Here is a 12,561-nt window from a genome sequence, read left to right as displayed (position 1 = left end):
AGTAACACGTGTGTAGGAGGCTCGTGAATGGCAGTCGACGCAGCGCCGCCCGCCGGTCGGTTGGCAGGCAGGTGGGTGCCGTGGTTGGTGATCGGCTTGTGGTTGGTGCTGACGGTCGTCATGGGGCCGTTGAGCGGAAAGCTGAGTTCGGTCACCACCGACAAAGCCGTGGACACCCTGCCGGCCGGCGCCGAGTCCACCAAGGTCGCGGTGCTGGAGGACAGTCTTCCCGGCGGGGAGGACAACACGTTCGTCTTCGTGTACCACCGCGACACCGGCATGACCGATGCCGACCGCGCGGTGGTCGAGCGCCACTACGGCACCCTTGCCAAGCGGTACCCGCCCAAGGTGGCGGCCCCGGCCGGCGAGGACGACGAGGGCCCGCAGACGAGACCCTCCGCCGACGGCAAGGCGATGATGTTCACCCTCGACGTGAGCACGACCTACGGCGGACCGGAGGCCATCGTCGGCCCGCTGCGTGACGCCGCGAAGGACCGCCCCGCCGGCCTGGAACTCGAGGTGACGGGCCCGGCCGCGGTCGACGGCGACATGGACGCCGTCTTCGACGGCATCGACCTGCAGGTCCTCCTCACCACCATCGTCGTCGTCACGCTCCTGCTCATCATCACCTACCGCAGCCCGGTGTTGTGGCTCATCCCGCTGGTGGCCGTGGGCGCGGCCGCACTGACCTCGATGGCGACCGTCTACCTGCTCGTCAAGGGCTTCGGCATCGTGGTCAACGACCAGAACTCGGCGCTGCTGACGATCCTGGTGTTCGGCGTCGGCACGGACTACGCGCTGTTGCTCATCGCCCGATATCGGGAAGCGTTGCACCACCACGAGAACGTCCGGGTCGCGATGATCCACGCGTTGCGCGGCGCGGCGCCGGCCATCGTCGCGTCCGCGGCCACCGTGGTCGCCGGCCTGCTCTGCCTGCTCGTCGCGGACCTCAACAGCACCAGCGGGTTGGGCCCGATCGGCGCGGCCGGCATCCTGTGCGCGTTGGTGGCCATGCTGACGCTGTTCCCGGCGCTGCTGGTGGTCCTCGGCAGGCGGATCTTCTGGCCGGCCGTCCCGCGGTTCAGCACGGCCGTGGAAGAAAAGCCGGGGATGTGGGTGCGGCTCGGCGCCGCCATCAGCCGCCGCCGGTGGGTGGCGACGCTCGGCTCGCTCGGAGTCCTCGGCGTTCTCGCTCTCGGTCTGACGGGCAACACCGGTGCCCTGCGGGAGCAGGACCAGTTCGTGTCCGCGCCGGAGTCGGTCACCGGCTTCACCGTTCTGCGCCAGCACTTCCCGGAGCTCGGCGGCCAGCCGATGACGATCTTCACACGGCCGGCGCACCAGGAGCGGGTGCTCGACGTCGTCAAGGGCGTTCCCGGTGTGGCGGTCGCCGTCCCGGGTCAGACCAGCGGTGGCTGGGCCGACATCTCGGTGTTCCCGAAGGACGCACCGGACACCGTCGCGGAGTACGACACGATCAAGCGGGTGCGCACCGCCGTGCACGCGGTGAGCGGGGCGGAGGCGATCGTCGGCGGGCCCAGTGCGGAGCACCTCGACACCGAGGAGACCACCAGCCGCGACGAGAAGCTCGTGATCCCGCTGGTGCTCGTCGTCGTCCTGATCATCCTCGGGCTGCTGCTGCGAGCGGTGGTGGCCCCGCTGGTCCTGATGGCCACCGTGGTCGTCTCGTTCGCGGCGGCCTTCGGCGGCAGCGTGTTCGTCTTCGACACGATCCTCGGGTTCAAGGGCATCGACTACTCGGTGCCGTTGCTGGCGTTCCTGTTCCTGGTGGCGCTCGGTGTCGACTACAACATCTTCCTGGCCAGCCGGGCACGGGAGGAGGCAGTGCGTCTGGGCACCCGAGTGGGCATGCTCAAAGCCCTGTCCGCCACCGGTGGTGTGATCACCTCGGCGGGCCTGGTCCTGGCGGCCACGTTCGGTGTTCTCGTCTCGCTTCCACTGGTGATGCTGATCGAGGTCGGGTTCCTGGTCGCCTTCGGCGTGCTGCTCGACGCCCTGCTGGTGCGGTCGATTCTGGTGCCCGCCCTCACCCTGCTGATCGGCCGGCGGATGTGGTGGCCGAGCCGGCTGTCCCGACCGGTGGAGCTACCGGACGTTCCACGGCCGCTTGCCGACGACGAGGAGCCCGCGCTGCAACGGTGAGCGCGGCGGCACGGACGAGATCCGGGACGAGCTGAGGCCCCGTCCCGGATCTTTCACGGGCCTGACGGCTGTGCGAGCCGGGCGGCCGGAAGGTCCACCCGAAGCAGCGCGCCACCGCGTGCGGAGCGGGCCACGGTGGCCCGGCCGCCGTGGGCGTCGACGACCCGCTGCACGATCGACAGCCCCAGACCGGATCCCGGCAACGCCCTGGCGCTGTCGGCACGGTAGAACCGGTCGAACACCCGCGGTGCGTCGGCGGCGTCGATGCCCGGCCCGGCGTCGTCGACCTCGAGCACCGCCGACGCGCCCTGGACACGGAGCCGGACCTGGACCGGCTGGTCCGCGGGGGACCACTTGCCGGCGTTGTCGATGAGGTTGAGCACCGCCCGTTGGAGCGCAGCGGGACGCCCGCTCACCCACACGGAGGTCACGTCGAGCGCGACCTCGACGTCAGGCATGCGGGAACACGCCTGCGCCGAGGCGGCCACCACCACGTCGGCCAGGTCGATCAGTTCGGTGTTCTCGTCGCTGACGTCACCGCGCGCCAGGTCGGTCAGCTCGGCGGCAAGGGTGCTCAACTCGGCCACCTGGGCGCCGAGATCGTTGAGCAGCCGGGTCCGGCTCTCCGAGGGCAACGCGCTGTCCAGGACGCCGCGCCGATCGAGCCGGATCAGCAGTTCGATGTTGAGGCGCAGGCTGGTGAGCGGGGTCTTGAGCTCGTGGGCGGCGTCCTCGGCGAGCAGCCGCTGGGCCTGCCGGGAGTCCCGGAGCGCGGCGAGCATGTCGTTGATCGACTGGATCAGCTGCCGGATCTCCCCACCGCCCTCGTCCGGGATGTCGGCGTCGAGATCCCGGGTGTGCGCGACACGTACCGCGGCGGCGGTCAGCCGGTCGATCGGTGCCAGCCCGGTCCGCGCCACGGCCCGCCCGATCAGGGCGCCGCAGACCACGCAGAGCAGCCCGATCAGCAGCATGCCGAACCCGAACCGGTTGATCGGGCTGTCGTCGGCGACGCGGGCCACCTGGACCGCGCCGTCGCCTGCCCGCAGCGTGTAGATGAAGTAACCGTCTTCGTCGCTGTCGCCCGACTCCATCAGGTCGGCCGACGCGCCCTGCGCCACACGCCCGGCGTGTTCGCTGACCGGGGGCAGCGCGGGCTGGCCGACCGGCGTCCGGATCGAGCCGTTGGGCAGGATGACCCGCACCAGCCGACCGGATCCGGGGTACGGCGGCAGCTCGACCTGCGCCAGACCGGCGCGTTCCGCGTTCGCCGCCAGGACGCGGGAGTCGGCGCGCAGCTGGTCCTCCGCGGTGTTCCGCAGCTCCCAGTCCAGCAGCTCGCTGGCCACCTGGAAGGCCAGGAACACGCTGACCGCGATGGCCGTCGCCGCGATCACCGTCAGCCTGGTCCGCAGGGACCGCCGCCGCCACCAACGGGTGCCCCGGCCGGCGGGCTTGCTCACGGAGGAGTCTCCCGCAACGTGTACCCCAAGCCGCGCCGCGTGTAGATCAGTCGCGGCTCACCCTCGGCCTCCATCTTGCGGCGCAGGTAGCTCACGTACACCTGGAGGTTGTTGGAGGTGACGCTCATGTCGAAGCCCCAGATCGCCCCGAACAGCTCGCCTCGGGTCAACACGCGGGTCGCGTTGCGCACGAGGACCTCCAGCAGGAAGAACTCGGTCCGGGTCAGGCGGAGCGGCCGCCCGCCCCGCCACGCCTCGAACCTGTCGGGATCGACCCGGACGTCGGCGAACGTCAGGATCTGCGACTCCTCGTCGCCCGGCGCCCGGCGGCGCAGCAGGGCCCGGACCCTGGCCAGCAACTCCTCGGTGGCGAACGGCTTGGGCAGGTAGTCGTCGGCGCCCGCGTCCAGCCCCGCGACCCGGTCGGAGACCTGATCCCGGGCGGTCAGCATCAGCACCGGCAGATCCCGGCCAGCTGCCCGCAACCGCCGGCAGGTCTCCACCCCGCCGAGGCGGGGCATCATCACGTCGAGGATCAGCAGATCCGGCTCGTCGCCCTCGACCCCGTCGAGCACGGCGAGACCGTTGGCGACGGTGCTGGTGTCGTAACCCTCGACCTGGAGCACCCGCTCCAGCGACTCACGGATGGCCGCCTCGTCATCCGCGATCATGATCCGCACGCCGGCCCGCCCTCCAGTCGATGCTTTTGCCGCTCATCGTCCCCGATCAACCTGAGGCCAGGATTAGAGCGTCGCCGGGACTTTCGTCGTGCGAACTGCTCACCGCGCCGGCGTCGCGCGCAACATCTTGAGGGCGTTGTGGATGCCGTGCTCCAGAAGATCGTCCGCGAGTTGGGGATCGGTCAGAGTGCGGGAGAGCTGAAGCGTGCCGACCATCAGGGCGTAGACGCTGAGGACGGTGGTGCGCACCGACTGCGGGTCACGCGGTGCGAGCCGCGCGGCGATGTCGTCGATGAACGCCAGTCCGCTGCCGGTGTACGCCTGCCTGGTCGGCTTCGAGCACCGGCTGATCTCGTCGAGCAGGGCCGCCGAAGGACAGCCGTCCTCGGGGTTGTCGCGGTGTTGCGGCGAGAGGTACTCGCGGACGATCTGCTCGATGCCGGCACGGCCGGGAGGCACCTCGGCGAGCCGTTCACGTTGTTCGCGCATCTGGTCGGCGATCACGGAGGCGACCAGGTTCTCCTTGGAGGTGAAGTGGGCGTAGAAGGCGCCGTTGGTCAGGCCGGCGTCCTTCATGAGCGTGGCCACTCCGGAGCCGTCGATGCCGTCGCGCTTGAGCCTGCGGCCTGCGGTCTCGATGATGCGCTGTCGCGTGGCGTCCTTGTGTTCGCTCGGGTACCGTGCCATGCCTCCATGATAGTACGGTCATACGTTCATAGGCGTCAGCGCGCGAGGAACTCGAGAGCCGTTTCGACGAACTCCGCGTGAAACTGGAAGATTCCGCCGTGGCCCGCGCCGGGGTAGATCACCAGTTCGCTGTTGGGCAGGCGACGGGCGAGGTCGTGCGAGTTGCTCGTCGGCACCATCCGGTCGTTGTCGCCGTTGGCGACGAGCACGGGCTGGGTGATGCTGGAGAGGTCGGCCGGTTGTGCCAGTCCCCAGCGGTGGATGGCCTTGAGCTGTGCACGGTAGGACTTGATGGAGATCGCCTTGTCCCGGTCGTTCCCGCGCTCCTTGAGTCGTGCCAGGAACTCTTTGCCTGCGCGACGCCCGTCGGGAGTCCTCGGGAAGAACAGGAACTGCTTCGGATCCTGGAACGTGACCAGCGCCCGCAGGGTGTCGAGGTGCGCGATCCTGGTGACGTTCTTGATGCCCTCGCCGCCGGCGGGTCCGGTGCCGGCGACGACCAGCTTGCGAACAAGTCCCGGTTCGTCCTGGGCGATCACTTGGGCGATCATGCCGCCCATGGAGAAGCCGAGGAGATCAACCTCGGGCAGACCCAGTGCGCGGATGAACATGACGGCGTCGTCCGCCATTGCCTGGATCGTGTTCGGGGTGGTGCCGGTGGACGCGCCGACGCCGCGGTTGTCGAACGCGATGACCCGGTGGTGTGCGGCGATGCCGTCGACGACTCCGGGGTCCCAGTTGTCGAGCACCGCGGCGAGGTGGGTCAGGAAGACCACCGGGACGCCGGTCTTCCGGCCGAGTTCGCGATACGCGAAGTCGATGCCGCCGGCGGAAACGGTGTGAGTGGGTGCGTCCTGATAGGACAAGACCAGGTCATCTTGGAACTGGTGTTCGCTGTGCATGACTTCGCCCTTCTGCGAGTGGGTTTCCCTGAGGTGTCAGTGGCCTAGGAAGAGGTCGACCTGGGCGACGAACTCGTCGATGTGCTGGAACAGGAAGGCGTGACCGGCGTCGCCGTAGAGGACGAGCGTGGAGTCCCGAACCTGCTCGACCGCCTTGTAGGAGGCCACGGCCGGGATCATCACATCGTGCATTCCGTTGGCGTACAGGACCGGCTGGCTGATTGCCCGTAGTTCGGACTTCAGCTGGTCCCAGTCCACGGCGAGGAGACGGGCGACGGCGGCGAGTTGCCCCTGGGCGGCTTCTTCGGAGACCGCAGGAGCGCCTGTCTGCAAGCGCTTGGCGACCTTCGTGAGGTGCTCAAGCCCGGACGCACGGGCGTCGTCGTTCTCCGGGTAAAAGAGGTAGAGCAGATCCTCGGCGTCGGCGGACGGCTTGGCCATGATGGTGAGAACTCGCTCGCTCATGTCAGGAGTGCCAGGCGCCACGCCAGGTCCACTGCTGCCGGCGACGATCAGCTTGCGCACGAGGGCGGGCTGGCGGAGAGCGACGTGCTGCGCGACGATGCCGCCGAGGGACCAGCCGAGCAGGTCGACCTGCGTCAGGCCGAGCGCTTCGACGAACTCGATCGCGCCGTCGGCGAACCCTTCCGCGGTATCGCGTGGCTCACCACCGGTGTAGCCGATGCCGACGTTGTCGAACAAGATGACGTCGCGGTTCGCGGCGAGGCGGTCGACGAACTCCGGGTCCCACCAGTCGATGGTGCCGCGGAACCGCATGAGCAGCACCAGTGGTACACCTCCGCGAGGGCCGGTCCGGCGGTAGGTGAACGTCACCGAAGGAGCGGCCACGGTCTGGTTTTCGAGGGTGTCGGCCGCGTAGAGCGTCATGGGTTCCTCTTCCGCATCAGTGGTCCACGTCCGATGAAAGTATGACCATAATATAACGACGGCGCACATGGTAGTATGGTCGTAATCCAATCTCTGGGAGTCAGCATGTCAACGTCCGGGTCAGTGGCAGGTTTCCGTGTGGCCAACACGGATGGCGGGCTGGTATGAGGGGTTTCGTGGTCGACCGCTACGCGAAGAGCGGCAACGAACTTCGGGCCGCTGAGATGCCTGAGCCCGAGGTGCGAGAACACGACGTGCTGATCCGGATCCACGCCGCAGGGGTCAACGTGCTGGATTCCAAGATCAGGAATGGCGAGTTCAAACTGATCCTGCCCTATCGCCTGCCTCTTGTCCTGGGCAACGACGTGGCCGGCGTCGTGGTCCGGACAGGCAGCGGGGTGCGGAACTTCAAGCCCGGCGACGAGGTCTACGCGCGTCCGGGCAAGGATCGGATCGGTACCTTTGCGGAGTTCATCTCCGTCGCCGAACCTGATCTGGCGTTGAAGCCGACGCGGTTGACGATGGAGGAGGCGGCGGCCGTCCCGCTGGTCGGTCTGACTGCCTGGCAGGCTTTGGTGGAGATCGCCGGCGTGCGGGCCGGGCAGAAGGTCTTCGTCCAGGCCGGCTCCGGTGGCGTGGGAACGTTCGCGATCCAGTTGGCCAAGCACCTCGGCGCGACCGTAGCCACGACGACCAGCGCTGCCAACACCGACCTGGTCAAGAGTCTCGGCGCCGATGTCGTGATCGATTACCGGGCGGACGACTTCGAAACCGTTCTGCACGACTACGATCTGGTGCTGCACAGTCAGGACAACGCGACGCTCGAGAAGTCCCTGCGGGTGCTCAAGCCCGGTGGACTGCTCATCTCGATCTCAGGCCCACCGGATCCCGCCTTCGCGCGCGAGCTCGGAAAGCCGATGCTGGCACCGGTGATGCGGGTGTTGAGCCGTCGGGTCAGGAAGGCAGCCACCAGTCGCGAGGTCGGCTACAGGTTCCTCTTCATGCGCGCCAACGGGGATCAGCTTCGCGAGATCGCGTCCCTCATCGACTCCGGTGTCATCTCGCCAGTGCTGGATCGTGTCTTTCCGTTCGAGAAGACGAACGAGGCCATGGCATACGTCGACGCAGGGCGTGCGAAGGGCAAGGTCGTCGTCAAGGTCCAATAGGTTTGGACGATCGGTCGTCAACAAGGTCGAGCTAGTTCACCCGGACGATCTGCCACTGCTGGCTGTTCGCCCCGGTGTCCGTGACCTGGACGATCCGGCCACCCGCTGTCGTCGACGAGCCGGACACGGCGAGAACCTTGCCGCTGTTGGCGTTTCTGAGCTTGCTGTACCCGTTGCCGGCGTCGACCAGCTGCCAGCGCTGGTTGCTGTCGTTCTTGTCGGTCCACTGCACCACGGCCGCGTCGTCCGCGGTGGAAGCACGATAGACGTCGATCAGCTTGCCGCTGCGTCGGCAGGAAATCTCGAACACGCCCTCGCTCACGGGCTCGAACTTCCAGTTCTGGTTGTCAGCGTTGTTGTAGGCCCACTGGATGATGCTCGCACCGTCCGAAGTGGACCCAGAGGAGACGTCAACGGCCAGCCCGCTGTTCCTGTTCACGATCTTGTAGTAGCCGTTCGGCGCGAACCCCACGCTGGAGAAGGCGTCCAGCGCGCACACCGCGCTACTTGCGGCCGGGTTCTTCGTTCCCTTGCACACGACCTTGATCGTGTGCGATCCGACGGGCAGGTCCGTCTTGCGGAACAGCGCGACCTGCTTCGTCACGGACGGCGCGTAGGCGTCGATGTCGGACTGCACGAGCGTGCCGTCGAGGTAGACGTCGACCTTGCCCATGTTGGGCTGCGTCATGCTGACGTACTGGACAGCGGTTCCGGTGAACGTGTACTCGGCGGAGTTGCCGGCCTGCGCGGTGTAGCTCTCCGACCCGTGGAAGTCCTGCGTGTCGTTCCAGTTGTTCCACGTGCCCGTGTACGTCACGCGGGCGTCCTTGTCGTCGACGTGGGTCCAGTGCTGCCGGACGACCGACGCCGACTCCGCGGACCGGTTGCCCTGGGCGTCCACGACGTACAGCTTGTAGTCGCGGGACTGCTCCGGGATGGCGATGGTGGTCGCGGTGCCGCTCGCCCTGGTCATCGTCGGGCCCGGGGTGAAGCTGGTCGTGCCCGGCGGGGCCAGCCAGATCGTCTTGGTCGCGTCGCCGGTGCTCCTGATCGGAACGGACGATGCCCCGGTGTCGTTGAACGTGCTGGCCGGCAACACCCGGTCAGGAGAGGACGCGCCGTTGCCGGGCAGGATGTCCCGGTACGCCGGTTCGATGCCGGAGTTCACCGTGATCCGGTACGCCGCCGACGGCCAGACGTTGTCCGGGTAGGCACGCACGTCCTCGATGGTGCTGTTCGGCACGTTCTTGTTGGCGATCTTGTTGATGGTGCCGTAGGTGTTCCTGATGGTCAGGTCGTGCTGGCGTCCCCAGGTGCCCGAGTTGATCGCGTACGCCGTGTCCGGTGACAGGTGCAGGACGTTGTCGTGGTGGTTGATGAACGCCGAGCCCTCGTCGGGGTGCATCCCGTACTTGTGCCCGGCTGGAACTCCGTGGAGGTAGTTGTTGCTGATGGTGGTGTTGGGCTGGCTGCCCAGCGTGTAGATCGGTGCCGAGTCGTTCAGGCGCTGCATCGTGTCGACGATGTGGTTGTAGCTGATGTTGTTGTTCCTGGCCGTGGTGGTCGGCACGTTCGGCACGACGGAGTTCGCGGAACCGTCGAAGTTCCACCAGCCCCAGCCGAGTGTGATGCCGTTCCACGGCGCCTTCTCGATCAGGTTGTGGTGCGCGGACAACGTGTCGACGAAGTAGGCCGAGATCGCGCTGCTCCCGTTGAACAGCACCGCGCTGTCGTGCAGGTAGTTGTTGCTGATCTCGATGTTCTTGCAGAGACCCTCGACCGACGCCGGGTACTTCTCGTTGTTCGTGCCGGTGTGGTCCCCGATGTAGATGTGCTGCGGATGCCCGACGTTGACCGCCGATCCGCCTACGTCCTCGGTGTGGTTGCCGATCAGCTTCGAGTCCCGGACGTCGTTGTTCAGGGTGATGCCGTCGGCACCGGTGTGCTGGACCTTGTTGCGCTCCAGCACGATGCCGTCCGCGTTCTCGAGCTGGATGATCCCCGGCGGCAGTTCGATGTTCCGGTAGGAGTAGGCGTGGAAGTTCTTCTTCCCGTAGAAGCGGTCGCCCCCGTTGCCCTGCTGGGCCTGCTTGAACGACGAACCGGCGACGTCGAACAGGTTCCAGTCCGAGTGTTGAACCGTGATTCCGCTGAAGGTCAGGTTGCGGACGTGGCTGGAGGTGGAGGTGCCGGCGATCTTGAGCACCGTGGCCACGTTGTTGGGCGCCCAGACCGACGCGGTCGCCATGTTCTCGTTGTCGGCCTTGTAGTAAAAGACGGTCTGGTTGGCCCGGTCGAAGAAGAACTCGCCCGGCGCGTCCAGGAACTCGCGGGCGTTCATGATCTTCTGACTGCCGGTGGCCTGGAAGTCGCCGTTGTACGCACCCTGGGCGATGGCCGCGCCGGGCTGCTGGAACAACGCGACACGGCCGGCGCCGTCAGCAGTCGTGGTGACCTGCCGGACGCCCACGATGGCAGTCGTCCACGTCGTCGCCGTCTGGATCTCGATGTCACCCTGGTTCGCCGCGATCACGGGCAGGTCGGACAGGTTGTACCTGGACCCGTCGCACTCCGACCCGGACTCCCACGCCCACGGCGCCTGCCCGGCGGTGACGGTGTAGGTCCCGAGGCAACCGAGCGAGTTGATCGTCTTTGAGGCCATGGATGCGCGCTTGTCGTTGACGTAGAGCGCACGGAGCTTGTTCGCGCGGCTGAGCGGAGCCTTCCAGATGTTCCCGCTCTGCTGCGTCCACCCGGTCACCCTGACGCCGGCGTTGAGAACCGGCGTCTCACCTGGATAGGCGGAGTAGAGCACCCGGTGGCCGTTCGTCCCCGAGTCGCCCGGTGCGAACTCGATCATGCTTGTCACCGGGTAGTTCCCGCCGCGCAGATACACCTGGATGTCGCCGGTCATGGTGGCGTTGACCGTGCGGACGACGTCCCTGGCGCGCTGCACCGTCCGGAACGGCGAGGTGATCGTCCCGGCGTTGGTGTCGTTGCCGGACGGTGAAACGTAGAACGTCGCCTGGACGGCGGCAGCCGCCGACTGTGCGGGACCCACGAGCAAGAGCGCGAACAACGTCAACGCCAGCGAGCACGACAGTGTTCGCCGGGCAGCACGAAGTGAAGCCACACTGGTTCCTCTCGTCGATCTCCGTTGATCGGGCAACCGCAGGCATCCCAGGGGTGACAGCTGGCTGGAACGTAAGACGTAATACGTCCGATGTCAATGGCGGGGATCGTCGACCATGCCGTCTCAGGAGGGCCGGACCGCCGTGTGCTGTCCATAGTGGACGGACATCGCTTCGTGGGTGAAAAGTGTTGGCACGCTTCGGTTCTGGTGTCGTATTGAGATGCCAGAGAGCAGTTTTGGACGGCCCAGGCCTGCTTTCTCAAGGTTCTCAAGGGTTGCCAACCGGCGATCGCCTACCTGCTCGAACAGGAATGTTAGCGCTAACATACGTGATTGCCGAACTGAATCGGTGGAGTAGTGATCGTCGAAGTCCTCGCTCTGATCGCCAGGTGCGATCCGGTCGTCTGTGTCGCAGAAGCGCTGACCCAGTAACGATCCTGGCGGCGCACTGGCGTTCCCGGTGTCAACCTCGCGTCCCCTGAAACGAGGTATTGGGCTTCTTGCTGTCGACTGTTAGCGTTAACGCACTCTGCGTTCGATCAGGGCTTCGAGTCCATATAGGACACAAACTCGCCATATCGCAGATTGGGAGTGATCAGCATCGAGACTTCACGCGTTGGGAGCCGGAATGTCCTGCGCGGCGTCCTGGCCGCCGGTGTGCTCGTAGGTTCAATGGTGATCGGTGTGCAGCCGGCGAGCGCCGCGAACCCGATCATCCCCGACCGTTTCGTCGCGGACCCGTCCGCGCACGTGTTCAACGGGCGGGTGCACCTCTACCTGACCGATGACCAGACCAACAGCGGCACGTACTGGGACTCGAAGTCGTGGCGGTCCTACTCGTCGTCGAACCTGGTGGACTGGACCGATCACGGCGACATCTTCTCGATCTCGGGCTTCTCCTGGGCGAGCCAGTACGCGTGGGCGCCCGGCGCGACGGAGCGCAACGGCCGCTACTACCTCTACCTCCCGGTGGACCGGACCAAGATCGGCGTGGCGGTCTCGTCGTCGCCGACGGGCCCGTTCACCGACGCGCGGGGCAGCGCGCTGGTGGACAAGGCCCGGGACGCCAACACCGGCGAGGAACCCATTGACCCGATGATTTTCACCGACGATGACGGGTCGTCGTACATGTACTTCGGCACGCGCACGCCGAAGGTCGTGCGGCTGGGCGCGGACATGGTGTCCACGACGGGGCCGATCATGGACGTCGGCCTGTCCGGTGCGACCAAGTACGGCGAGGCGCCGCACGTGCACAAGGTCGGTGGCACCTACTACTTCTCGTACTCGACCGGCTGGCCGGGTCAGATCCACTACGCCACCGGCTCGTCGCCGGCGGGCCCGTTCACCTACCGCGGCGTGCTGCTGGACTACGTCAACGTCAACACCAACCACCACTCGCTGTTCCAGTACCAGGGCCAGTGGTACGTCGCGTACCACAAGAACGCCCTTGAGGGCGGCGGCAACCACAAGAGGTCGGTC

General features: G+C 66.8%; 9 protein-coding genes. 3 read left to right on the top strand and 6 right to left on the bottom strand.

All coding sequences use genetic code 11. The features are described 5' to 3' along the window. Window positions 1-27 precede the first annotated feature (27 nt). The gene (locus DI276_RS10900; protein ID WP_112263132.1) at window positions 28-2,163 is read left to right on the top strand and encodes an MMPL family transporter; all 2,136 of its coding nucleotides are present in this window, start codon (window positions 28-30) and stop codon (window positions 2,161-2,163) included. Between the two features lie 53 nt (window positions 2,164-2,216). Here DI276_RS10900 and DI276_RS10895 read toward each other — a convergent pair whose 3' ends face one another. The 5 genes from DI276_RS10895 to DI276_RS10875 form a co-directional block, all read right to left on the bottom strand. Then, on the bottom strand, window positions 2,217-3,626 hold the full coding sequence (locus DI276_RS10895; RefSeq protein WP_112263131.1) for a HAMP domain-containing sensor histidine kinase: 1,410 nt from the start codon (window positions 3,624-3,626) through the stop codon (window positions 2,217-2,219). After that, on the bottom strand, window positions 3,623-4,306 hold the full coding sequence (locus tag DI276_RS10890; RefSeq protein WP_112263130.1) for a response regulator transcription factor: 684 nt from the start codon (window positions 4,304-4,306) through the stop codon (window positions 3,623-3,625). The genes DI276_RS10895 and DI276_RS10890 overlap by 4 nt, the downstream gene beginning before the upstream one ends. Window positions 4,307-4,405: 99 nt before the next feature. Continuing rightward, window positions 4,406-4,993, bottom strand: a complete 588-nt coding sequence (locus DI276_RS10885) for a TetR/AcrR family transcriptional regulator (protein ID WP_112263129.1) — start codon at window positions 4,991-4,993, stop codon at window positions 4,406-4,408. A 35-nt stretch (window positions 4,994-5,028) separates the two neighbouring features. Beyond that, complete coding sequence (locus tag DI276_RS10880; protein WP_112263128.1) at window positions 5,029-5,895, bottom strand: alpha/beta fold hydrolase; 867 nt, start codon at window positions 5,893-5,895, stop codon at window positions 5,029-5,031. Window positions 5,896-5,931: 36 nt separating this feature from the next. Next, window positions 5,932-6,783, bottom strand: a complete 852-nt coding sequence (locus DI276_RS10875; protein ID WP_112263127.1) for an alpha/beta fold hydrolase — start codon at window positions 6,781-6,783, stop codon at window positions 5,932-5,934. A 164-nt stretch (window positions 6,784-6,947) separates the two neighbouring features. Here DI276_RS10875 and DI276_RS10870 point away from each other — a divergent pair, with 164 nt between their 5' ends. Beyond that, window positions 6,948-7,949, top strand: a complete 1,002-nt coding sequence (locus DI276_RS10870) for an NADP-dependent oxidoreductase (protein WP_112263126.1) — start codon at window positions 6,948-6,950, stop codon at window positions 7,947-7,949. A gap of 31 nt (window positions 7,950-7,980) precedes the next feature. Here DI276_RS10870 and DI276_RS10865 read toward each other — a convergent pair whose 3' ends face one another. Next, on the bottom strand, window positions 7,981-11,082 hold the full coding sequence (locus tag DI276_RS10865; RefSeq protein WP_112263125.1) for an RICIN domain-containing protein: 3,102 nt from the start codon (window positions 11,080-11,082) through the stop codon (window positions 7,981-7,983). 672 nt (window positions 11,083-11,754) lie between these two features. Here DI276_RS10865 and DI276_RS50825 point away from each other — a divergent pair. Further along, on the top strand, window positions 11,755-12,561 hold an 807-nt coding region (locus tag DI276_RS50825), incomplete at its 3' end, for a family 43 glycosylhydrolase (RefSeq protein ID WP_112263124.1).

Origin of the sequence: Lentzea terrae (assembly GCF_003265345.1) — a bacterium.
GTDB classification, from domain to species: Bacteria; Actinomycetota; Actinomycetes; order Mycobacteriales; family Pseudonocardiaceae; genus Lentzea; species Lentzea terrae.
The sequence above is the reverse complement of the archived record's forward strand: the minus strand, read 5'-3'. Positions and strand labels throughout refer to the sequence as shown.

What these genes read in the sequence shown, in the direction of transcription:
- DI276_RS10900 (WP_112263132.1), top strand. Translation starts at nt 28, where the DNA reads ATGGCAGTCGACGCAGCGCCGCCCGCCGGTCGGTTGGCAGGCAGGTGG.
- DI276_RS10885 (WP_112263129.1), bottom strand. Translation starts at nt 4,993, where the DNA reads ATGGCACGGTACCCGAGCGAACACAAGGACGCCACGCGACAGCGCATC.
- DI276_RS10880 (WP_112263128.1), bottom strand. Translation starts at nt 5,895, where the DNA reads ATGCACAGCGAACACCAGTTCCAAGATGACCTGGTCTTGTCCTATCAG.
- DI276_RS10875 (WP_112263127.1), bottom strand. Translation starts at nt 6,783, where the DNA reads ATGACGCTCTACGCGGCCGACACCCTCGAAAACCAGACCGTGGCCGCT.
- DI276_RS10870 (WP_112263126.1), top strand. Translation starts at nt 6,948, where the DNA reads ATGAGGGGTTTCGTGGTCGACCGCTACGCGAAGAGCGGCAACGAACTT.